At 63.6% G+C, this 20,933-nt stretch carries 23 protein-coding genes; 10 read left to right on the plus strand and 13 right to left on the minus strand.

Going from position 1 to position 20,933, the window contains the following annotated elements; translation table 11 throughout:
• Positions 1-156: 156 nt before the first annotated feature.
• A complete protein-coding gene (locus tag P3G66_RS31000; protein WP_230359367.1) occupies positions 157-1,083 on the minus strand; it encodes a cation diffusion facilitator family transporter in 927 nt (308 codons plus the stop codon).
• Positions 1,084-1,262: 179 nt separating this feature from the next.
• Here P3G66_RS31000 and P3G66_RS31005 point away from each other — a divergent pair, with 179 nt between their 5' ends.
• Genes P3G66_RS31005 through P3G66_RS31015 form a run of 3 tightly spaced genes read left to right on the plus strand, consistent with a single transcriptional unit; the run spans position 1,263 to position 3,224 of the window.
• Positions 1,263-1,892 carry a M23 family metallopeptidase gene (locus P3G66_RS31005; RefSeq protein ID WP_007736000.1) on the plus strand — a complete coding sequence of 210 codons (630 nt, stop codon included), beginning with the start codon at positions 1,263-1,265 and terminating at the stop codon, positions 1,890-1,892.
• Positions 1,893-1,920: 28 nt separating this feature from the next.
• The gene (locus tag P3G66_RS31010) at positions 1,921-2,280 is read left to right on the plus strand and encodes a BlaI/MecI/CopY family transcriptional regulator (RefSeq protein ID WP_003944179.1); all 360 of its coding nucleotides are present in this window, start codon (positions 1,921-1,923) and stop codon (positions 2,278-2,280) included.
• Positions 2,277-3,224: a M56 family metallopeptidase gene (locus tag P3G66_RS31015; RefSeq protein ID WP_003944128.1), complete on the plus strand. Its 948-nt coding sequence runs from the start codon at positions 2,277-2,279 to the stop codon at positions 3,222-3,224. Before P3G66_RS31010 ends, P3G66_RS31015 begins: the two co-directional genes overlap by 4 nt.
• Here P3G66_RS31015 and P3G66_RS31020 read toward each other — a convergent pair whose 3' ends face one another.
• On the minus strand, positions 3,225-3,869 hold the full coding sequence (locus P3G66_RS31020; RefSeq protein ID WP_054188666.1) for a thioredoxin domain-containing protein: 645 nt from the start codon (positions 3,867-3,869) through the stop codon (positions 3,225-3,227).
• Between the two features lie 126 nt (positions 3,870-3,995).
• Between P3G66_RS31020 and P3G66_RS31025 the strand changes: the two genes are divergently transcribed.
• Complete coding sequence (locus tag P3G66_RS31025; protein WP_003944161.1) at positions 3,996-4,937, plus strand: cytochrome c oxidase assembly protein; 942 nt, start codon at positions 3,996-3,998, stop codon at positions 4,935-4,937.
• Between the two features lie 11 nt (positions 4,938-4,948).
• Here the strand turns inward: P3G66_RS31025 and P3G66_RS31030 are convergent, their stop codons facing one another.
• The 5 genes from P3G66_RS31030 to P3G66_RS31050 form a co-directional block, all read right to left on the minus strand.
• The gene (locus tag P3G66_RS31030; protein ID WP_003944176.1) at positions 4,949-5,494 is read right to left on the minus strand and encodes a ferritin; all 546 of its coding nucleotides are present in this window, start codon (positions 5,492-5,494) and stop codon (positions 4,949-4,951) included.
• Positions 5,495-5,531: 37 nt separating this feature from the next.
• Entirely contained in the window at positions 5,532-6,002 is a 471-nt protein-coding gene (locus P3G66_RS31035; RefSeq protein ID WP_007736008.1) for a hypothetical protein, read from the minus strand.
• Positions 6,003-6,101: 99 nt separating this feature from the next.
• Positions 6,102-7,337 carry an LCP family protein gene (locus P3G66_RS31040; RefSeq protein ID WP_174519508.1) on the minus strand — a complete coding sequence of 412 codons (1,236 nt, stop codon included), beginning with the start codon at positions 7,335-7,337 and terminating at the stop codon, positions 6,102-6,104.
• A 160-nt stretch (positions 7,338-7,497) separates the two neighbouring features.
• Entirely contained in the window at positions 7,498-8,319 is an 822-nt protein-coding gene (locus P3G66_RS31045) for a type II CAAX endopeptidase family protein (RefSeq protein ID WP_003945405.1), read from the minus strand.
• Between the two features lie 10 nt (positions 8,320-8,329).
• Entirely contained in the window at positions 8,330-9,109 is a 780-nt protein-coding gene (locus P3G66_RS31050) for a DUF2470 domain-containing protein (protein ID WP_064687996.1), read from the minus strand.
• A gap of 139 nt (positions 9,110-9,248) precedes the next feature.
• Between P3G66_RS31050 and P3G66_RS31055 the strand changes: the two genes are divergently transcribed.
• The 3 genes from P3G66_RS31055 to P3G66_RS31065 are packed head-to-tail and all read left to right on the plus strand — an operon-like array spanning position 9,249 to position 11,498.
• Positions 9,249-9,887, plus strand: a complete 639-nt coding sequence (locus P3G66_RS31055; protein ID WP_003945395.1) for a hypothetical protein — start codon at positions 9,249-9,251, stop codon at positions 9,885-9,887.
• Between the two features lie 31 nt (positions 9,888-9,918).
• Positions 9,919-10,833 (plus strand): prephenate dehydratase, encoded by a 915-nt coding sequence (gene pheA / locus P3G66_RS31060; protein WP_007736017.1) that lies wholly within the window; start codon positions 9,919-9,921, stop codon positions 10,831-10,833.
• A complete protein-coding gene (locus P3G66_RS31065) occupies positions 10,830-11,498 on the plus strand; it encodes a histidine phosphatase family protein (protein WP_083057958.1) in 669 nt (222 codons plus the stop codon). The genes pheA and P3G66_RS31065 overlap by 4 nt, the downstream gene beginning before the upstream one ends.
• Positions 11,499-11,507: 9 nt before the next feature.
• Here the strand turns inward: P3G66_RS31065 and P3G66_RS31070 are convergent, their stop codons facing one another.
• The 6 genes from P3G66_RS31070 to P3G66_RS31095 form a co-directional block, all read right to left on the minus strand.
• Entirely contained in the window at positions 11,508-13,610 is a 2,103-nt protein-coding gene (locus P3G66_RS31070; RefSeq protein ID WP_269611663.1) for an acyltransferase family protein, read from the minus strand.
• 40 nt (positions 13,611-13,650) lie between these two features.
• A complete protein-coding gene (locus P3G66_RS31075) occupies positions 13,651-14,469 on the minus strand; it encodes an ESX secretion-associated protein EspG (RefSeq protein WP_003945407.1) in 819 nt (272 codons plus the stop codon).
• On the minus strand, positions 14,469-15,728 hold the full coding sequence (locus P3G66_RS31080; protein WP_276117791.1) for a PPE domain-containing protein: 1,260 nt from the start codon (positions 15,726-15,728) through the stop codon (positions 14,469-14,471). The genes P3G66_RS31075 and P3G66_RS31080 overlap by 1 nt, the downstream gene beginning before the upstream one ends.
• A 60-nt stretch (positions 15,729-15,788) precedes the next feature.
• Positions 15,789-16,088 (minus strand): PE family protein, encoded by a 300-nt coding sequence (locus tag P3G66_RS31085; RefSeq protein ID WP_003945399.1) that lies wholly within the window; start codon positions 16,086-16,088, stop codon positions 15,789-15,791.
• A gap of 134 nt (positions 16,089-16,222) precedes the next feature.
• Complete coding sequence (locus P3G66_RS31090; RefSeq protein ID WP_007736028.1) at positions 16,223-16,573, minus strand: metallopeptidase family protein; 351 nt, start codon at positions 16,571-16,573, stop codon at positions 16,223-16,225.
• Between the two features lie 3 nt (positions 16,574-16,576).
• The gene (locus P3G66_RS31095) at positions 16,577-17,671 is read right to left on the minus strand and encodes a septum formation family protein (RefSeq protein ID WP_030535830.1); all 1,095 of its coding nucleotides are present in this window, start codon (positions 17,669-17,671) and stop codon (positions 16,577-16,579) included.
• A gap of 82 nt (positions 17,672-17,753) precedes the next feature.
• On the opposite strand from P3G66_RS31095, the gene P3G66_RS31100 reads away from it, so the two are divergent.
• The 3 genes from P3G66_RS31100 to P3G66_RS31110 form a co-directional block, all read left to right on the plus strand.
• Positions 17,754-18,149 carry an ankyrin repeat domain-containing protein gene (locus tag P3G66_RS31100; protein ID WP_003945404.1) on the plus strand — a complete coding sequence of 132 codons (396 nt, stop codon included), beginning with the start codon at positions 17,754-17,756 and terminating at the stop codon, positions 18,147-18,149.
• Positions 18,150-18,214: 65 nt separating this feature from the next.
• Positions 18,215-19,468 carry a serine--tRNA ligase gene (gene serS / locus P3G66_RS31105; protein WP_007736032.1) on the plus strand — a complete coding sequence of 418 codons (1,254 nt, stop codon included), beginning with the start codon at positions 18,215-18,217 and terminating at the stop codon, positions 19,466-19,468.
• Between the two features lie 363 nt (positions 19,469-19,831).
• Positions 19,832-20,933: Ig-like domain-containing protein (locus P3G66_RS31110; protein ID WP_276117792.1), on the plus strand; the 1,102-nt coding region annotated here is incomplete at its 3' end.

Consider the following 20,933-nt stretch of genomic DNA (forward strand, 5'->3'; position numbering starts at 1 on the left):
ATGAATTCCAAGATAGTGCAGGTCAGAGGCCCTGTCATCCCAGTATGACCTTATTGTGGTAAGCGTTCCCAAACTAAAGAAGACCTAATTTTTCTTCGAATTCGGTGAGGTTATCGAGCCCGGTGAATTCGAATGTTTCATTTAGGAATGTCCATTTCACCAGGCGAGTTCCGCGCATTTACCGTCGCTTCCCTGTAGTTCCACCTGTACGGTGGCGTGCCCCAGTTCGAATACCTCGGCAAGCAAGGTTCGGGTTGCTGCGAGCACCGTTGTGGGATCGGCGTCACTGACCGCGGTGACGTGAACGGAAGCAACTTCCATCCCCGAGGTGAGTGTCCAGACGTGCAGATCGTGCGCGTCGACGACTCCCGGCAGAGCGTTGATCTTCTCGATGATCGAGGTGACGTCGATGCGGTCGGGAGCCTGCTGGAGGAGGATGCGAACGGCGTGGCGGCCCAGGTTGAAGGCACGTGGCAAGACGAAGAGGCCGATCGCGACGCCGATGACGGGGTCGGCGTAGCGCCAACCGAACGCAAGCGTGACCAAGCCGCTGACCAGGACGCCGACGGACCCGACCATGTCCGCCATGACTTCGAGGTAGGCGCCGCGGATGTTGATGCTTTCCTTCGCGCCGCTGCGCAGCATGAGGAAGGCGATGACGTTCATCGCCAGACCGACGACGGCGACTGTCGCGACGGGAAGGCCGGGAACCTCGGGCGGATCCGTGAAGCGGCTGGCGGCCTCGTAAAGCACCCACCCGGCGACTGCGAAGAGCAGGATCGCATTGGCCAGTGCCGCAAACACTTCCGTGCGGTACATGCCGAAAGTACGGTCGGGGCGCCGGGCGGCACGCTGTGCGACGAGGATCGCGGCGAGCGCCATGAAGATGCCGAAGATGTCTGTGAACACGTGCGCCGAGTCCGAGAGCAGGGCCAGTGACGAGGTGAAGAGGCCGACCGTCACCTGCAGCACGAAGGTCACCAACCCGAGGCCGGCGGCGATCCACAGTTTGTTGACATGCTTGCCGCTGTTGCTGGTCGCAGCCTCGGCGGGGGAGATTCCGTGCCCGTGTCCGTGTGACATCGAAGGTCCTTTCGTCGACGCCAGCCTAGACACATATGCATATATGCGCAATAGTGCATGTCTTAAAAACTATGCAACATAGTTGTAAGGTGGCGGCGTAGACCTTCATTTGTCATCGACGCGAGGACCGAGAAGTGGGAAGACATCGAAAATCCGAGCCGATCAGACCCGGCGGGCGCATGGCCGCGGTTTCCGTGGCGACGGGTGCAATCCTCGCGTCCGGCACTTCCATCGGGCACGCGTCGCCGCCGTCGGTTGTAGTCGAGGATGTATCTGCGGTGTCGGCGCCGGAGATCCTCGACCTTGTCCGGTCGACGGATCTTGCCGGAATAGCCGAACAACTCGGCAAGACGCGACAACTCGAATCCGAGCGAGCGGCGCTGGTGTACGAGGCCGAAAAGCCACAGGTGATGGCCCCCGTCAGCGGGACGATGACGTCCAACTTCGGTCCACGGTGGGGAACCACCCACTACGGTCTCGACATCGCGAACGCGATCGGAACGCCCATCGTGTCGGCGACCGACGGTGTTGTGCTCGAATCCGGTCCCGCCGCGGGATTCGGGCTCTGGGTCCGCATCCAGCAGGACGACGGGACCGTCGGCGTCTACGGACACATCAACGAGGCGCTCGTGGTTGCGGGTCAGAAGGTGCGGGCGGGTGAGCTGATCGCGACCGTGGGCAATCGTGGACAATCGACAGGACCACACCTGCACTACGAGGTGTGGCAACCTGACGGACAGAAGACCGATCCGCTCGCGTACCTGAATTCCCGGGGCGTGTCGTTCGGGGAGATGACCACGGGCGACTGAAGTTCTGTCACGACGCGATGGAGGAGCAATGCAGGGGCTTGGCGGACTCGAAGCCGAGGTCATGGATGTGCTCTGGCAGTCCGACGACGCGCTCTCGGTCAAGGATCTGGTCGAGACCCTGGGTGAGCGTCGACAACTTGCGTACACCACCATCCTGACCGTCGTGACGCATCTCTACGACAAGGGCTGGGTGAGTCGTGAGAAGAAGAGCCGCGCCTACTTCTATCGGCCGAGTCGCAGCCGTGAAGAGGCCACATCCAGAGCACTGCGCGAATTGTTGGACAGCAGTTCCGATTCCGCTGCCGTGCTGTTGCACTTCGCCAAGACCATGACAGATGCCGAGAACGAGGCCCTGCGCCGGGGTCTTTCCGGGGAAGGTGTGCAATGACATTGGCGTTGCCGATGTTTCTCGGTGCGATGCTCGTGGGATTCCTGGTTCCGAGAGTGTTGCGAGCCGTTTCCTCGGCGTTGTCACCGGCGGTGCTGCTCGCGGCGTGGCTCGGCAGCATGGCGTCGGCTTTGTATCTCGCTCTCTCCGCGGTCTTGGTTCTGGTGTGGCCGAGCCACGCGCCGGTCGAGGGGCTGGTCGACGGTATCGCTCGGTGTTTCAGCGCCTTCGCGCACGGCACGAGTTCATGGGTGGGTGAACTGATCACCGGCACAGCCGTTGCTGTGGTGGGTGTGATCGCCGTTCGGATCGTGCTGGCCGGCCGCAAGCAGGCACGTGAGCACGCGAGGGTCCGAGATTTCCATCGTGATGTTCTCTCGATCGTCGCGCGCCGCGACAACTCGGAGTCCGACGTGTTGTGGTTGGATCATCCGCTGCCTATGGCGTACAGCGTCGCCGGAAAGCCTGGATTTGTTGTTGCGACGCAAGGCTTGTCATCCGCTCTCAGTGGAGGCGAGCGTGATGCTGTCCTCGCGCACGAGCGTGCACACCTGAGCGGCGGTCATCACCGAATTGTCGGTGCGTGCGAAGTCTTGGCCGCTGTTCTTCCGCGAGTGCCGTTGTTCGCGGCGGCACCCGCTGCCGTCGGCGCGATCGTCGAACTGTCGGCGGACAGACACGCCGCTCGCGTCACCAGCCCGGCTGCGGTGCGTTCCGCCCTTGCCGTGGTGTCGAAATCGCCGCTTCCTCAGCCGGACTGGAGCTTGAGCGATCGCGGCAGCGCGACCGCGGTGCGATTGAGTTCCCTGGTCGACGGCGACGTGGCGTCGCCTCGGCGACTGACCTGCGCGGTGGCGGCCTGTGCGCCGGCCGCTGTCACGACGGCCGTTGCCGCAGCCGTGACGGTGGCCGTCTCCGCGGGGATCTGCGCTGTTCTGACCTGATCATTCTCCCAAGGCCGAATCGATCTGGGCTTTCAACTGCTCGTAGCTCGGCATCTGGTCCAGCTTCACGTCGTTGAGGAACAGCGTCGGAGTACCTTGGACGCCGAGGCGTCGGCCTTCTTCGAAGTCGCGCTCGACCCGCTCGCGGACGCCGCGGCTGCCGAGGTCGGATTCGAATCGGGCCATGTCAAGTCCGAGATCTTGTGCGTAGGAACGGAACAGCGCCTCCTGTGATTCGGCGGATTCACCCCATTGCGACTGCGTCTCGTACATTTGCTTGTACATCTCGACGAATTTGCCCTGGCGAGATGCGGATTCGACGACCTGCGCCGCGAGAGTGCTGTTGGTGTGACTCGGAATCGGAAAGTATCTGATGCCGAACGTGATTCGACCCTCGTACTCCGCTCTGATCCGCTCCATCGTCGGGTACAGCGCGAGGCAGGCTTCGCATTCGAAGTCGAGGAACTCGACCAGGTTCACCTTGCCGTCGGCGGCCGAGGTCAATCGGTACGCGTCGTCGGTGAGGACGGCGGTGGATTGTGCTGCCCGATCGGCGTTCTCGTTGTCTGCCCGAATCGGATCGACGGTGATGAACGTGATCAGTGCTACCGCGAACACCGCGATCAGGGCGGCGGATATCTTCATGCTTCTGGACACTGCTGTGCACCTGTACCTTCCGTCGAATTCCTAAATACTATCCAACATAGTAGTTAGGTGTAGAGTCGACGGTACCCGCATGGAGACGAAGGAGGACCCGCCGGTGAAGCGTTCGTGAATGACACGCCGCCGCCGTCGATCGGGCAGATGCTGGAGTGGGATACCTCATCCCTCCCGCTTCTTCCTGCCCTGGGAGTTGTTCTTGCACTCTGGTATTGGACTGGCGCTCAGCGAGTTCGCGCGAGTGGGCGACCATGGCCGTGGTATCGGACAGCGTGTTTCCTCGGTGGGTGCCTGCTGCTGATCGCGGTAACCGGACTGAAGGTCGAGAGCTACGGCTACGAACTCTTCAGCGTCTGGATGTTCCAACACCTGACGCTCTCGATGGCGATCCCGCCGCTCTGGGTACTGGGCTCGCCGGGACTGCTGCTACTACGTTCGACGCCGCACCGAGGAATAGGAAAAGGCATTCTCGCGCTTGCCCTCTCGGCATTGCGCAGCCGTCCGGCGCGGTGGATGCTGCACCCCGGGTTCACGATCCCGGTATTTCTGTTCAGCTACTACGGGATCTACCTGTCGCCGATCTTCGACACCGTCTCGGCGTTACCGGCTGGACACGTCTTTCTCGAGATCTTCTTTCTCGCCAGCGGTCTGCTCTTCATCATGCCGGTGCTCGCCACCGGCCCACTGCCGGTGCGACAGAGCTACCTCGGCCGGTGTTTCGACCTGTTCGTGGAGATGCCGCTGCACGTGTTCATCGGCGTCGTACTCATGATGGCGACAAAGCCGCTGCTGACCACGTTCGTGGATCCGCCTCCGGAGTGGGGCGTGGACGTGATGCAGGATCAGCAGCTGGCGGGCGCCCTCGCGTGGTCGTACGGAGAGCCCGTCGCGCTGGTGGTGGTCGTGATCTTCGCGATGCGCTGGAACCGCGACGACAAACGGATGAACGCCGACCTGGACCGCCGCGCCGAGATCGACGGCGACAGTGATCTTGAGGCGTACAACAATTTCCTCAGATCACTGAACGCCGCCGAGCGGCCGGAGACTCGGTAGGCCGGTGGCCCTCAGACGCCGCCGCCGGCGGGCGTCGGCGCCATTGCGTCGGCAGCGGCCGGGGTGTTCATCTCGCGTGCGACAAACGTTTCGAGGTGGAACAGGTTGTCGCCGGCGCGGTCGACGATGGTGAGAAGTGTTGTCATGCTTGCCACTTCCTCGACCTGTTCCTTGAGGAACCACTGCATGAACTGCTCGCCCAGGTAGTCGCCGGTATCGCGCGCGGTGCGTGCCAGCTGCGTGATCTGCTCCGTGACCGTCTTCTCCTGCTCGAGTGCCAACTCGACCGGAGCCCGGACACTGTCGAACTTCGTCACGACGTCGTCGATGCCCGGAACATCCACGTCGAGGTCGTTGTCGAGCAGGTACTGGATCATCATCATCGCGTGACCGCGTTCCTCGGTGGCCTGGCTGTAGAAGCGCGCGGCCATCTGCGGAAGATCGTGTGCATCGAAGTACACCGCTACCGCGATGTACTGCTGCGATGCAGTGAACTCGTTACGGATCTGCTGACGCAGCAGAGTGGTGAATTCGCTCGAGTTCTTCGCCTGTGTCATCCCAACAGGTTACTGGGTCGTCGCCGCTGAGAGGGAGCTACTTCTTGTCGAGCTGATCGATGACGAAGCCCACAGTTTCCGGTCGGTACCCGTAGACGAACGAGTCCTTTTCGCCGACGTACCAATCGCCGCACTGCAAAGAACTGCCCTTCTCGACCCCCGTCGGCCACCACTGTGCGGACAACGATGCGGGACGAGTTTCGACGGTGGGTCGTGCGATGCAGCTGTTGTGATCTATCTCCGCGATGTTCGCAGTCATTCGCAGGATGCGTTCGTTGCCGGTGGTGCGGATGACCTCGTCGATACCCGTTGCGCCGGCGGGAACCCAACTCGGCAGTGTGTCGATTCCGTTGGATGCTTGTGCAAAAGAGAAGGTTTCGGTTTTCTTGTACGCCTTGGAGTCGTCGAACTTCTCGAAGGTTCCGGAGCAGGACGTCACGAGTGCAGCAGCTCCGACGGCGGCGGCAACGACGGCGAGAGTGCGGAATCGGCGGTGTGTTGTGTTCATACCTTCACGGTATTTTTCGGCCGCCGATTCCGCGTCCTGCCGGAAAGCGATTTGTTCGCCGGGCTTGTCCTCCCGCGGTACTACCGGAACTCAGGGCGATTACCCCGTCGTGATCAGATCCTGTGGAATCTGCTGATCGTTGGCCAGGGCGTCGAAGAACTGCGAAGCGCGCGCCTTGTCCCACAACAACACGTTGCCCGACCCGTCCACGTCCTCGAAACCGGCGACCGGAACCGTCGTGGTGGTCATCCCGCCGCGAAGCGCCCAGGCGAGTGAGGCCAGATTCCAGATGTGATCGCCTTCGTCGACCTGTAGAGACTTGGCGGTATCGGAGACGAGTGGCCACAACCGGAACGGATTGAGGAACGTGGTCGGACTCGTCGCCTTCGACAGCAACGCCGACATGAACTGGCGCTGGTTGTTCATGCGGTCGAGGTCGGCGAGCGCCGTCGCGCGAGTTCGCACGAACCCGAGTGCGTCCGAACCCTTCAAGTCCTGGCATCCGGCGGGGAGGTTGATCCCGGCCAGCGGATCGTCGATCGGCTGTGCCAGGCACACGTTGACGCCACCGACGGCGTCGACGATGCCGGCGAACCCGCTGAATCCGATCTCGGCGTAGTGGTCGATGCGAAGCCCCGTTGCCTCTTCGACGGTCTGCACCAGCAATGGAGCGCCACCGAAGGCGAAGGCGGCGTTGATCTTGTCCGACCCGTAGCCGGGAATCGGAACGTACGAATCGCGAGGGATGCTGACCATGGTCGTCTTCCCACTTTTGGGGACGTGGACCAAGATGACCGTGTCAGTGCGCTTGGGACCGGTGTCGCCGCCCGTCGCAAGGGCTTGCTCCTGCTCTGGGGTGAGCCCCTCACGACTGTCGGACCCGACGATCAGCCAGTTCGTGCCCGGAGTATCGGCGACGCGTCCCGCGTAGTCGGGCAGCGCGTCGATTCGATTGAGCGAACTGTCGACGTAGTAGATCGCGCCGGCCAGCGCGAGCAGCAAGACCAACAACGTGATGCCGATACGTCTACCCCAGCTACGACGCTTGCGGGGGCGGCGCTGCTTCGGAGGTTCTGGAGGGCGCGGCGGGGCGTTCGGCGGGGTTCGGCGCGGCGGTGCGGGCGCGTACTTCGCCTGGCGCTGCGGATCCTGACGCGGCGGCCCCTGCCTGCGCGGGTCGTCCTGAAACGGTTGCGGGCGCTGGGTCGGCGCCCAGTCCTCACGCCTGGGCTGCTGCGGCGCTTGTGGTGGGACCTGTGACCAGGCCTGATTGGCCGGATTCTGCTGCTGCGGGCGTCCGTCGCGGCGAATGACCGTCGGCCCTTCCGGCGGCATCGGTGGACGCCGCTGCGGGGGTGGGCCCTGACGGGGTGGATTCTGGCGTGGAGGGTTCTGCCTCGGAGGCATCGGTCCACGCGGAGGTGGCCCTGGCGGCTGGCGCCGCGGAGGGCGCTGAGGATATTCGGAGTCGCCGGTCACCAGTTCACGGTACCGGTCACGGCAGCCAGGAGACGTGATCGCGCAGGAGGGCGTAACCGATGAACGCCACCATGTCGATGAGAGCGTGGGCGATGACCAGCGGCCAGAGTTTCCCGGTGCGCTGCCAGTACCGGCCGAACACGAGCCCCATGATCACGTTTCCGACGCCGCCACCGAACCCCTGATAGAGGTGGTAACTGCCGCGCAGGAGTGACGACGCGAGCAGTGATTTGTTCTCGCTCCAACCCAGCGTTCGGAGGCGAGTGATCAGGTAGGCGACGACCAGCACCTCTTCGGCACCGGAGTTCGCGATCGCGGACAGTACGAGGATCGGCACCCGCCACCAGTGATCGTCGAGCGCACTGGCCTGGACGGTGAGGTTGATGCTCAGTGCCTGAGCCACGAGATAGAACAGCAGACCGGGGAGACCGATCACAGCGGCGAGGCCGAATCCCGGTGCTATGTCGCGCCCGAATCGAGGCTTGGGGGTCAGTCCCGCAGCACGTGGACCGATCCCCGAACGCCACAGTAGATAGAGTCCCAGCGCTGCCCACGCGAGAAGCTTTGCGACGCCCAGCAATTGGCGCGCCAGGTCGATCCAGTCGATGGCGGCCCGCGACGGGTTGAGTGCAACCGTCTGATCCGAGAGCGCAACCGGCGTCGCCAAGGATTCGGCGAGCGAGAGGATCCCGGACAATCCGCTGAGTCCGAAGGTGACCAGCAGGACGATCGTGATCTCGATCCAGACTCCGCGTCTGGCGGCCGGATCGAGGGCCGGGCCGGCCGGGACGGGAGTCGGCGGCCGTAACCAGGTGCGGACGGTTTCGCGGGCATTCACCCGCGCAACGCTAGCCGTTTGATGCGCCGCCTGATCGGAGGCCGTTGAGGAAAGGGCACCCGACCAGCATGCGGATGGCGCGGCTCAGCGCGGGAGCGTCGTCGACGGGGTTGGCGAACGGCATCCACACGTCGCGGTCACCGGTGTGATCCTCGACCCGCAGGCGAAGTCCGTAGCGGTCGATGCCGAGTGGGCGAACGCGTCCGGTGCGCATGTACGGGGGAAGCTTGCGCACGAGCAGGTCCACGAGGTCGCGGTGGTCTTCGTCGAGATGCTGCAGCCATGCGGTCTCCATTTCCCAGAAGGGATCGGGGCGGGCGTTCAGCAGTTCGTCCACGGCGACGGGTTCTGCCCCCGTTGCATCAGCGACTACAGCCGAGGCCAGGCTCAAGCGAAGGAGGACCGAGGTGTGGCCGATGTCGAGGAGCCCCGGGTGGGGATGTTCGGATGCGACGTCGTCGGCGAGAACGCGTGCCTCGTAGTCGGGCACGGCGTGTAACGAGCCGCGAAGCCACACGAGGGAGCGCACGGGCTCACGCAGACGCAGTGGTGCGTGATCGGTGATCTCGAGGACGGCAGGCAGGCCGCCGCCGCCGGAGTTCCAGGCCAGGGCCGCAGCTGCGGAGGCATGTGGGACTGCAACGACGACGTCACCGTTCGAACGCAGGTGATGCACCGACGTGACGGTGGGATCGCTGCCTTCGATGGCGAGAACTGCGTCTTGTGCGCGCACACAGGCGCTGCGGACGCGTTCGGCGGTGGACGGGCCGGTGCTGGTCTTCGTTGCCATGCTGCCCCCTTGGCGGGTGTTCTCTCGAACTCCATCGGATGATGAGGTAACCCTAACCTAAGGTGCTTCGGTGTGAATCGCAAGACTTTTGCGCAACTCGCGTGGAATCCGCCGCCTGCGCCGGGGTTACGGTTTGTCTGTGGCCATTCCTCTCTCACTCGGGCTGCCCGCCCCGAGAAACTCGCGCGGACTCCTCGAAGCACTCTTTCTCCCGGTTGTTCCGGCGTCGGCTCTGATCGGCGGCGAAGCAGCAGGCCGGGTTGTCGTCCGCCTCGATATCGATCCGGAAGAACTGCGTGCGGACACGGAAGCGTCGTACGAGGCCGTCCGATTCGACGTCGACGTCACCACCGACCAGATCGACGACGCGATCGCGCTGCGCCTGCCCGCTCCGCTCGCTGTGTACGTCGACGGCGGCGAAGAGGATCTGACACCCGCCGAAGCGGCGCTGCGTCTGTGCGAAGGTGGCCGGATCCCCGGACTCGCCGCCGGTCTTACGCCCACCGAAGTGGCTGATTTCCTGGCGGTACTCGCGCACGAGTCCGTCGGTTTCGTAGCCCGCGCGGCCGACGGCGACGAGGTGATCGCCCTGCTGTGTGGCACCGTCGCTGCACTGCGCGGCGACGACGTGCGCGCCGCGATGGTCGATCCGAAGCCGGAAAAACTTGCCGCGCTGATCCCCGAAGCCGCGTCGGCCATGCGTGAGGTGCTGCTCACGATCGAGGTCGCGGATCTGCCTGCAGTGGAAACGGCTTTGCGTGCCGCGGGTTTGCAGTGACCGGCGTGGGTCGGTGCGTAATCTTTTAGGCGTGCCAAGAATCGCGTATTTCGGTCCGTCGGGAACCTTCACGGAGATAGCTCTCGCCCAGTTGGAGGCTGAGGGCGCGTTCGGCGAAACCGTCGAGCGAGTACCGGCAGGCAGTCCGCCGGCGACTCTCGACATGGTTCGCGACGGTTCCGTGGACGGAGCCGTGGTTCCCTTCGAGAACTCGGTGGAAGGCGGCGTAGCTCCGACGCTCGATTCACTCGCTCTCGGTTCGCCGCTGCAGATCGTCGCCGAAACCGATCTGGACGTGAGTTTCTCCATCCTGGTTCGGGCCGGGACCACCGCCGATCAGGTCCGAACGATCGGCGCGTACCCGCATGCGGGCGCGCAGGTCCGCGGATGGATCGCCGAGAACCTGCCCCAGGCCGAGGTGGTGTTGGCCTCGTCCAACGCCGGTGCGGCCCTGGATGTGCAGGCCGGAACCGTCGACGCCGGTGTGTCCACGGCTTTGGCCGGTCAGATGCTCGGACTCGAGAGCCTGGCGGACAACGTCGCCGATGTAGGCGGCGCCCGCACACGTTTCGTGTTGGTCACCAAGCCGGCCCCGGTTCCGGCGCGGACCGGTGCCGATCGCACCGCGCTGGTGCTTCACCTCGACAACGCTCCCGGCTCCCTGGTGCGTGCACTCTCCGAATTCGCCGCTCGCGGTATCGATCTGACTCGGATCGAATCACGGCCGATGCGAACGGAATTGGGCACGTACCGGTTCTTCGTGGACTGCGTCGGACACGTCGAGGACTCGCTGGTGGCCGAGGCGATGCGTGCGCTGCATCGTAAATCCGGAGTCCGCTTCCTGGGGTCGTGGGCGACAGCGAATTCGACCGGGCCACAACCTCCTTCGGACGAAGAAGCGATTCGGTGGATCGACGAACTCAAGCATGGAGGGGGAGAACGATGACCGGAAGGCTCATCCTCGTTCGGCACGGTCAGACGGAGGCGAATGTCGCCAAACGTCTCGACACCGCCCTGCCAGGAGCAAAGCTCACGCCGGAAGGGTTGGCGCAGGCCGAGACGTTGGGCATCGGCCTGGCTTCGGCGCCTCCGCTGGCGCTCGTATCGTCCTTGGCTTTGCGTGCTCGGCAGACAGCAGGTTTCGTGGAGCAGGCCGCCGGTGTCTCTCTGGACGTGCGGGACGGATTGCACGAGGTGCAGGCCGGTGACCTCGAAGATCGTACCGACGAGGCCGCGCACCGACTGTTCATGGAGACGTTCCATCACTGGCACACCGGCAACCTCGGCGCTCGCATCCCCGGTGGTGAAACGGGATACGACGTCCTGGAGCGGTACGTCCCCGTCGTCAATGCGTTGCGCGAAGAATTTCTCGAAGGCTCACGAGACGTCGGCGACATCGTCGTGGTCAGTCATGGTGCAGCGATCCGTCTTGTCGCAGCCCAGCTTGCCGGTGTCCCCGGTCTGTTCGCAGCCAACAACCACTTGGCCAACACCGAGACCGTCGAACTGTTGCCTTCGGTCGACGGCGGTTGGGAGTGCCTGCGCTGGGGAACCGTCAACCCGCCGTTCGAGCACCGACTCATCCCCGGTGCCGACGACGTGATGGGCTGACGGCCGGCTTCACCACCAACCGGTCTGGACGCTCAGTTGGCGCCCGAGTTCAGCGGACAGCGTGCTCACGTAGCTGGCTGTCAGGTGGTGGGAATCGTGATACACCAATACATTTCCCTCCACGACGCGGCACAACTCCGGTCCGCAGACGCCGTCGCTGAGGTCGAGTAGACGGACGTTGGTCAGATCGCCGATCGCCGACGGCGCCGGATTGACGTCGCTGAGCATTTCGGACCGTGGCATCGCGCAGTGATCGGGTGACGTGGTTGTCGCCAGACAGTCGATCGCGCGGTAGGCGACGCCGTCGTGGTGCAACCACGGGGTATCGCGGATGGCGAGCACGTCGATACCGTCGCGCCCCAGTTCCTCCCACACGTGTACGTAAGACTCGGGCGTCACGTCGCCAGGGCCGTCGGAACTCGGCCTGGTTGCCGTCGTGAACACGAAATCGGGTGAGGCGTCGGCCAACTCGGTCAGCACTCCACGCGACCAGTCGACGCAATCCGGATAGTCGTTGTCCGACAACGTCTGCATGGAGTCGATGGTGAGCGGGCAGCCCATCTTCAGATACGTGTCGACGCGGAACCCGTGACTCTTGCCGAGTTCGTCGAGTGCAGTGAGCCAGTGCTCGGAGTGCGAACCACCTGCGAGGGCGATGGTTCTGTCGGCGTCGGCGTCGCCGTAGGTGCAGTGGACGACGTCCCGCTCGAGAAAATCGGCGATACAGCCGTCGAGCGTACTGGCCGGAAGGTCCAGTGGCGCATCGAAGATCGAGGGAACCATCGACGCCTTGGGTACTTCGGCACCGTCGGTGAGCGCGAGTGCGCCGGGATGGGTCAAGAGGTCGAGGGTGTCGACTGCCCGCTGGCCCGTCGTCTGGCTGCTCGCGTACGACTGCCAGGCGACCGAAGCGGCGAGGACCACGGCAGCGGTGACGACGCAAGCCAGGACGGTGTACCGGCGCGAGCGGCCTCCACGTTCCACCGGAACCTCGATCAGGCGCCGGAGTGCAAGCGCCCCCGCGACGGAGAGGGCGATGATCAGTGCCCCGCCGAGCAGGCCGGCTTCGGGGCGTCCGGTGATGACGAGTGCAAACACCAGAATCGGCCAGTGAATCAGGTACAGCGCGAATGCGAACGAGCCGAGCCACGTCAGTGCCGGATGGGCAAGAGTCTTCGACGTCCAAGGCGTGTCGTCGCCGACTCCGGACAGGATCAGCGCAAGAGTGGCCAGCACCGGCACCAGCGCCCACGGGCCGGGGAACTGCTGGGCGCCGTCGAGCACTATGCCGCACAACAGGATCGACGAAAGCCCCGCCCAGCCGATCGTTGCTCTGACCGAGAACGGCAGGGATGCGATCTGCCGACTGCGTGTGCTGGTCATCAGAACGGCCAGCAGACCACCGAGGGCCAATTCCCACAACCTGGCGCCGGAGTCGTAGTACGCCCAGGCTTGGTGACGCGAAGATTTGGCGAGTGCGTAGAGAAAAGATCCTGCGGTCAGAACCAGAAGGGTGACCGCGAGTGACGGGCGGAAATAGTTGGGATTCACGCGTGAAGCGACATAAGCGATCACGGAGACCAGTGCGATGGCCAGGAGATAGAACTGACCTTGTACGGCCATCGACCACAGGTGCTGCAGGGGAGTGACCGAGCCGTCGGCGGCCAGGTAGTCGCTTGCGGTGCTGGCGAGCTGCCAGTTCTGGAAGAACCCGAGCACCGCGATCAGTTGATCGCCCAGATCGGCCCAGCGTGTGCGTGGCAGCAGCAACGCGGTCCCCAGTGCGGTCAAAATGCTGACCACCGCGATCAGGGGGAACAGCCGCAGAAACACCCGCCGCAGTGCCGGGACCGGGTTGAGTGAACCCCCGGCTTCGGCGCGTCGAACCAGTGAGCCGACGAAGAAGTATCCGGACAGAACCAGGAAGACGTCCACCCCGCCCGATACCCGTCCGAACCACACGTGGAACACGACCACCAAACCGATGGCGAGGCCACGCAGTCCGTTCAGGTCTTGTCGGTGCGGTGTTGTTGCCCGTTCTTCGTTCGGCCGGTCGATCGTGGCGACCGAGCCTTGTTCGCTCGGTGACGACGGTTGACGCGAGAACTGCATGCTGAAGTAAGGCTCCGGGCGTTGAAGGGACGCCCCGAGGTTACCCGGAAGTCTCCGGCGCCGATTCCTCGAGTTCCGTTACCAGAGCGTTCACGGCTTGTCGGAGGCGATGGGATGTTCCGGAACTGATGGACGTCCATTCTGTGCCGTCGGCGGCCCGAGTGGTCGAACCGACCAGCCGACCCGACAAGGTGTCGTACACAGTCACTGCGCCGGTCATGAGCGTCGTCGCTCCCAAACTGTGTGGTATTCCGACCAATTCGGCGAAGGCGGTGCATGTGACGATTGCGCTACCCAGTTGGCGCGCGTCGTCTTCGGGTATTCCGGCGTTGATCAAGGCCGAGGTTACGCTGCCTGCATCCGGGCCGGCGCCGAATGCCAGGCTGAGCATCTCGGTCGGTGCGTTGATCACGGCAATCGGCATTGCTTCGGCGCTGCCGAGCGCGGTGACAACGGGTGCAGTCGGTTCGGCGGTGACGCTGCGCAATGCGAACGAAGAATCAGTTGAAGTCGCTTCGACACAAAGGAATTCGCCCTGCGCGACGCAGAGGCGTGAAATGCTTCCGCCGACATGCCGACGCAGCGCCAACTCCCATTTGGGGTGGGTCAGGACGCGCAGGCGGGCACTGAGGTCGTGATGGATCTCCCCGCCGGGGAGGAGATCGCGCTCGGAGAGTGAATCTGCCGCGGACTGCATCGCCGTACGGTGAGCGCTCGCACTGCCGTGAACCGTCGCGCCACCGAGAACTACCGGAAGCGCATCGAGTCCGAGTCGCTCACGTACATAGTCGATTTCGTCCTGTGACAGGGCGACGACAGGTAAATTCCACCCCTCAGGTGAGGTGCCGAGGTCCACCATCAATGCTCTGCAGTTTCGAGTGCGCCACCGATCACGGACGGGATGACTGTTCGGCCGTCGGCGAAGTGCTCGAAGTGCTTCAGGTAATCGGGTGTGTCGTGCTCGGTCTCGTCTTCAGATTGGGCCGCATGACGGCCGCCGGCGATCGGCGCAGATCCGCCTGCGGTTCGGGCCGGATCCACCTTGACGGTATCCGCGGTGCCCTGAACCGGCGAGGTCACGGGGTTCTGGCGTGTGGCGTTCTGGCCGGTGGAGGGATCAGGAAGAGCGTGCCGACCGGTGCTGCTGCTGCTCGACGACGAGCCCGCGATTGCTCCGGCTCCTGTAGTCGCGGATGCTGCGCTGACCTGTGCCGGTGCCCGACGTGCCGACGGGGTGCCGAACAGTGATGGTGTGGAAGCGCCGGGTCTTGCGCCGCCGAGTCCCGCGCCGCCCAGTCCGGTGAGTCCTGCTCCTGCCGTCGCGAGAGCTGATGCGGCAGTGGTGGCGCCTGTGACTGCGGTGGTGGTGGTGGCGCTGGCTGCGGTGGCAACTCCACCGGAGATGGCACCGGCCTGTGAGGCAGCGGCGGCAAATACCGGGTTGGAAACTACGGATGCGACAGCAGCGGTGGCGGCGCGCACGGGATCCGCGATTGCGTCAGCGAGCGTGGATGCCGCTTGCACGACGGACTGTCGTGCGGCGCTGCCTGGGCTTTCGGCCGAAGCGGATGCCCCAGCTGTGGGTTCCGCGATGGACGGTGGTGAGTCGAAGTTCTGCTGCACGGCCAGATGGGCCGTTGCGACGTCGTACGTTTCCATTGTCACCGCCGCTCGAATTTTGAGAGCTTCTTCGGCAGCCTCGGCGGCGGCGGCACCGCCGACCAGGGCACCGCCGATGGAGTACGCGGCGACCTTGGCCGCTTGAACTGCTGCAATCTCGGCCAGGGACGGCATGGCGAGGGTGGCAACCGTGTACGAACCGGACTGCACCTGGGCCTTACCTGCAGTTTCTCCCGCGAGCAACGCGGCAGCAGCAGCCCATTCCTGAAACGGCGCGAACTTGCTCAATGCGGCATCCGCTGCTTCACCGGACCACCCGGTGCGAAGATCCGCCATCACGCGAGAGATGGACGCAGCGGTGTCGGTCAGTCCGGACGACACGGTGGACCAGGCTCCGGCCGCCACGCCGAGAGGGACCGGCCCGGCTCCGGCGACCAGTGCTGCGGAGTTGGGTGCTGCGCCCCGTGGATACCAGATGACGCCGGTGATGCCGACCATTGTTCTTCCCCCCAGGAAGTGTGACTGTGTTGCCGAGTTACCGAGTTCGATTTCTGTCGATCAGATCGGTGCGGCTGCCAGGCTGGACTTGGTGAGCTGGTCTTCGAGCTCGTAGGCAGCTGCATTCTTGCGCAGAGCTGCCGCAGCCGCGGTGAGCTCCTCGATTGCCCGATCGGTGGACGAGGCAAGGCTGCCCGAGATGGTGTTGAAGTAATTTGCCGCGCTACCGGACACTTCCTCGGATCCGGCTGGGAGAACGCGTAGCGTCGGCTGCGCAGTAGAGACGATTCCGCGCAATCGCGTCGCCGCAGACTCGAGTTCCATTGCGGCGGCAACTAGGGCTTGAGGGTCGACGTGCATAGTGCCGAACTCCTTCCTGACCAGGGCGGATAAGTGGTCGGGAGGCCGTGCGCACAGCCGTCGATATCCCCCCGCACATACTTTGATGCCTACCGCCCGCTTTTGGTTCCCCCCGAAATCGGACGACTTTGCCCTCAGCCCCAGCCGAGTTCGTGCAATCTGTCTTCTTCGATGCCGAAATAGTGCGCGATCTCGTGGATGACGGTCACGGCAACCTCGTGAACAACCTCGTCCTCGGATGCGCAGATGTCGAGTATCGAATCGCGGAAAATAGTGACCGTGTCCGGCAGGTACCCACCGTAATGAGAATCCCGCTCGGTCAGAGCGACGCCCTGATACAAACCGAGCAGCCCCGGCTCTTCCTCGTCACGTGCTTCGACAAGCACCACGACATTGTCGATTGCCTTGGCAAGTTCGGGCGGAATCAGATCGAGCGCCTCGCCGACCAGTTCCTCGAACCGGTCGGGCGTCATAGTTACCGTCATGGCTTACGACGGCGGAGCTGCGCCGGGCAACGGCGTCGGCAACGACCGACCTTCCGGTGCAGCGGGTGGCGGGACCGGAGCGGCGCCGTTGATCAGGATGTCGCCCTTGGCGCTTCCGGTGATCGCGGCAAACCCGCCGGTTTCGACCTCTTTGCCGATCGAACAATTGACTCGGCGGCTGCCGGCCAACCAGCTTTCCAGTGAAATGTTGTCCCAGAACAGTGTCAGCGTCTTGTCGCGAAGCGCGTCTGCGGAACCAAGGTACTCGTTGGACGCCTGAGTGCAGACGCCCTCGAGATAGCGGTCCTGATCTTCGACCGACGGCATTGCGCCCGGGAATTGAGTGCCGAGGTCTATCACCGAGATAACCTCGTATGCATGCGGTTTCGCGCAATCGACCGGATCGGTCGGGAGGTTCTGGTTGATGCCGATGCAAGTGCCGACGTCCCACACGTTCGACTGGTCCTGGTCCGCCACGCGGCCAACGAACGGTTGTAGCTCGCCGGTCGTGGTCGAGAACTGCAACCCGCAACGCAGTGCGCGCTCGCCCGAAGCCCAACCCGATTCGCTCGGGAACATCAAGCCGACGCTGAACTTGCCCTTGGGATCGAACTTCGAATCGAGGTAGGACATGACGATGGGTGTGCAGTGCTCGTCGCGTAGTTCGGCGAATCGAAGGGCGCCCGGGTACCGGGAACCGGGGCCGAACTCGGCGCCCGGGAACACCGAGAGGTCGAGTGGTCCGGCTACCTCGAAGCGGTGTTCAGTTCCGCACTGAACCTTCGACATGTCCGTGCGGTCTCCGCCCGACTCGGTCGCAGGCGTCCAGTTGAGGCAGTCGCCGGCCGCAGCCGCGGTGAAGGCGTCGTCGCGAGTCGATCCCGTCGCTGCGGGACCGCCGCCACTGACACTGACCGAGGACGAGTCGTCCTTGTTCAATCCACCGGAAATCGCGATCGTTGCGATCGCGGCGACCACCGCACCTACCGCCACAGCAGCCAGGACCCGACGGGTGCGACTCGCGGAGACAGTTTTCTTCGCCGGCGTCCCCTGGGGATCGGCCGGATCTGGCGACTTCTCGATCTTGTCTTCGGACATCGATTCCATCATGCCTGTTGCCGTGGCGATATCGAACCTTCACTACAAAACTCACAATCGCGTCTGTGAGTATTTTGTAGTCATGAGCGAAAACACCCCACTCGATCCCGAGGCTGTCGAGCTGGCGGGCCGGCTCTTCGACATGGCGCGAACCGGTGACGCAGCCGGGCTGGCGTCGTACGTCGATGCCGGAGTTCCCGTCAATCTGACCAACGAGAGTGGCGACACGCTCGTCATGTTGGCGGCGTACCACGGTCACGCTGACGCCGTCGTTGCCCTGATCGAGCGCGGTGCCGACGTCAACCGACCCAACGACAAGAACCAGACTCCACTCGCCGGAGCCGTCTTCAAGGGTGAGGATGCGGTGGTGAAAGCGCTGGTGAGCGGGGGAGCCGACCCGAAAGGTGGACACCCGACGGCGGTCGACGCGGCTCGGATGTTCGGACGCGAGGACTACCTGAGTCTGCTCGAATCGTGATCTCCCCCTCTCCGACGTGGACGTGACCGTCGGAGAGCTGCAGTGAGTGGGTAAAGTTCGAAGTCGTGATTGACCTCAAGTTTCTCCGTGAGAACCCCGAAATCGTCCGCGAGTCGCAGCGCACCCGTGGAGAAGATCCAGGACTGGTCGACGCTCTGCTCGAAGCCGACGCGTCCCGACGCGCTGCCGTTCTGACCGGAGACAACCTCCGTGCAGAGCAGAAGGCCTTCGGCAAGAAGGTCGGACAGGCATCTCCGGAGGAGCGTCCCGCACTGCTCGAAGGTTCCAAGGAACTGGCAGCCAAGGTCAAGGAAGCCGAGGCCGCGCAGCACGAGGCGCAGGCCGCGCTCGACGCCGCACACCGCGCGATTTCCAACGTCGTACAAGAAGGTGCGCCGGCCGGCGGCGAGGACGATTACATCGTTCTCGAACACGTCGGTGAGATTCCGAAGTTCGACTTCGAGCCGAAGGATCACCTCGAGCTGGGCGAGTCGCTCGGCCTGATCGACATGGAACGCGGCGCCAAGGTTTCGGGTTCGCGCTTCTACTTCATGACCGGCTACGGGGCCATGCTCCAGCTCGGACTGCTGCAGTTGGCTGCGCAGAAGGCGATCGCCAACGGATTCACGATGATGATTCCGCCGGTGCTCGTACGCCCGGAAATCATGGCCGGTACCGGCTTCCTCGGTGCTCACTCGGACGAGATCTACCACTTGCAGGATGACGACCTGTACCTCGTCGGAACTTCCGAGGTACCCATGGCCGGCTACCACTCGGGCGAGATCCTCGAACTGAACGAAGGCCCGAAGCGCTACGCCGGTTGGTCCTCGTGCTTCCGCCGCGAGGCCGGAAGCTACGGCAAGGACACCCGCGGCATCATCCGTGTCCATCAGTTCGACAAGGTCGAGATGTTCACGTACTGCCGTCCCGAGGACGCCGACGCCGAACACCAGCGTCTCCTAGGGTGGGAGCGAGACATGTTGGCGGCCATCGACGTTCCGTACCGCGTGATCGACGTCGCCGGCGGAGACCTCGGTTCTTCGGCTGCGCGTAAGTTCGACTGCGAGGCATGGGTCCCGACGCAGGGCACCTACCGCGAGCTGACATCGACGTCCAACTGCACGACGTTCCAGGCCCGCCGCCTCGGAGTTCGGTACCGCGACGAGAACGGCAAGCCGCAGACGGCCGCCACTCTCAACGGCACCTTGGCTACGACGCGCTGGATCGTGTCGATTCTCGAGAACCATCAGCAGGCCGACGGCTCGGTGCGAGTGCCCGAGGCATTGGTGCCGTTTGTCGGCACGGATGTGCTTCGCTGACACGCTGAACCAACACAATCAGGGCCGCGACGGACTCCGTCGCGGCCCTTTTCGTACTTTCGTACTGGTAGGTTTGGAACTTTTTCTGAACTGACGAAATATCAAATTTTTCCCGCCGATTGGCGCGGTGACCACCAAAAGCGTTGTCGATGGGCCGCTTTGGCGATAGTTTTGCGTTCAATCGAGTTTCCATACCCTGCTTTTCCATCTCGCGTCTGGTGATACGAGGGTGAGTCCGGGGTGAATTGGACAAGTGTCTTGCCAAAAGTAGTACACGTACTAGTTTTTTCGTTATGTTGTGACGGCGCGCACACGTTTTGTCCGAATCCACTGCTCATGTTTGCCCTTCCGAAGGAAGTGCCCATGCCCCAAATCTCTCAGTTGCGGCGATTCGCCGTGCCCATAACCGGAACCGCCATGGTCGCCGGAATGCTGCTGGTCGGCACGCCCGCGTCAGCTGCTATCTCGACCACCGGTTTCAAAACAGCGTGCGTTGCCGGATCGATTATCGGAGACGTCCACAAGGTCACCGACAACCTCATCACGGTCGACGCCCCGGCTTCTGTCCAGCCCGGCGAGACTTTCACCTACCGAATTCAGCCGAGCGGAACGTCATATCCGGACAAGGACTCCGGAGCGACTACTACGAACTTGTCACGTCTGAAAATCGACTATGCCATCCCGAGCAATGCGACGTACGTTTCCGCTACCGTCGTCGCAGGTACCTCCATCGGACTCGACAATGTCGCACCGAATGTTCTCAGAGTCAACGATTCTGGCAATGTCGACGGCAGCGGCGGGATCCTGCGGTTGTCAGGAAACAACCAGGTGATCGGCAACAGTCCGACGACGAGCACGAACTCGGAGGGTGGAATTCGAGTACCGAAGTCCAAGAAGAACCTCGATGGCTCGACAAACGGCAACGGAGACACGTGGTTCCGACTTCCCGCAGTCGACGTAACAATGGTCGCTGGTGCGACGGGAGTGATCCAGCCGAAGGTGAGGACCGCGGGTGCGGCCGGCAACCTCGGTGCCAGCGAAAACTTCAGCACTCAGCTCGCAAAGGCGAGTTTCCTTGGTACACAGTGGGCTCCGACCCGGTGCTCGCCTCGCGAGAACAAGGACACCACGCCTCTCAACGCTGGTGCAGGTCCACTCGCGACGATCAGCATTGCTTCGGCTCCGGTGGATGTCGAGACCACGACGTCACTCTCGGTTCCGGCTACGGCAATCACGGGTACTGCGGTTGACCTGACCGCGACGGTTGCTCCGAACAACGCTGTCGGCACGGTGCAGTTCAAGTCGAACGGCACTGCAATCGGTTCCCCGGTCACGGTGAGTGGCGGTGTTGCGACTCTGTCGCACGCGTTCGATGCTGCTGGTGCGCAGAGTGTTACGGCTGACTTCACCGCTGGTGCTGGCTTTGTGAGTTCGTCGGCGCCTGCTCAGACGGTGACCGTTTCTG

The sequence above is a fragment of the Rhodococcus sp. C3V genome, assembly GCF_029269915.1.
Lineage (GTDB): Bacteria > Actinomycetota > Actinomycetes > Mycobacteriales > Mycobacteriaceae > Rhodococcus_F > Rhodococcus_F qingshengii.

Excerpts from the sequence above, each read along its gene's own strand:
- P3G66_RS31000 (WP_230359367.1), bottom strand. The coding sequence starts at position 1,083 with ATGTCACACGGACACGGGCACGGAATCTCCCCCGCCGAGGCTGCGACC.
- P3G66_RS31005 (WP_007736000.1), top strand. The coding sequence starts at position 1,263 with ATGGCCGCGGTTTCCGTGGCGACGGGTGCAATCCTCGCGTCCGGCACT.
- P3G66_RS31010 (WP_003944179.1), top strand. The coding sequence starts at position 1,921 with ATGCAGGGGCTTGGCGGACTCGAAGCCGAGGTCATGGATGTGCTCTGG.
- P3G66_RS31015 (WP_003944128.1), top strand. The coding sequence starts at position 2,277 with ATGACATTGGCGTTGCCGATGTTTCTCGGTGCGATGCTCGTGGGATTC.
- P3G66_RS31020 (WP_054188666.1), bottom strand. The coding sequence starts at position 3,869 with ATGAAGATATCCGCCGCCCTGATCGCGGTGTTCGCGGTAGCACTGATC.
- P3G66_RS31030 (WP_003944176.1), bottom strand. The coding sequence starts at position 5,494 with ATGACACAGGCGAAGAACTCGAGCGAATTCACCACTCTGCTGCGTCAG.
- P3G66_RS31035 (WP_007736008.1), bottom strand. The coding sequence starts at position 6,002 with ATGAACACAACACACCGCCGATTCCGCACTCTCGCCGTCGTTGCCGCC.
- P3G66_RS31040 (WP_174519508.1), bottom strand. The coding sequence starts at position 7,337 with ATGCCGCCGGAAGGGCCGACGGTCATTCGCCGCGACGGACGCCCGCAG.
- P3G66_RS31050 (WP_064687996.1), bottom strand. The coding sequence starts at position 9,109 with ATGGCAACGAAGACCAGCACCGGCCCGTCCACCGCCGAACGCGTCCGC.
- P3G66_RS31065 (WP_083057958.1), top strand. The coding sequence starts at position 10,830 with ATGACCGGAAGGCTCATCCTCGTTCGGCACGGTCAGACGGAGGCGAAT.
- P3G66_RS31070 (WP_269611663.1), bottom strand. The coding sequence starts at position 13,610 with ATGCAGTTCTCGCGTCAACCGTCGTCACCGAGCGAACAAGGCTCGGTC.
- P3G66_RS31075 (WP_003945407.1), bottom strand. The coding sequence starts at position 14,469 with ATGGTGGACCTCGGCACCTCACCTGAGGGGTGGAATTTACCTGTCGTC.
- P3G66_RS31080 (WP_276117791.1), bottom strand. The coding sequence starts at position 15,728 with ATGGTCGGCATCACCGGCGTCATCTGGTATCCACGGGGCGCAGCACCC.
- P3G66_RS31085 (WP_003945399.1), bottom strand. The coding sequence starts at position 16,088 with ATGCACGTCGACCCTCAAGCCCTAGTTGCCGCCGCAATGGAACTCGAG.
- P3G66_RS31090 (WP_007736028.1), bottom strand. The coding sequence starts at position 16,573 with ATGACGGTAACTATGACGCCCGACCGGTTCGAGGAACTGGTCGGCGAG.
- P3G66_RS31095 (WP_030535830.1), bottom strand. The coding sequence starts at position 17,671 with ATGTCCGAAGACAAGATCGAGAAGTCGCCAGATCCGGCCGATCCCCAG.
- P3G66_RS31100 (WP_003945404.1), top strand. The coding sequence starts at position 17,754 with ATGAGCGAAAACACCCCACTCGATCCCGAGGCTGTCGAGCTGGCGGGC.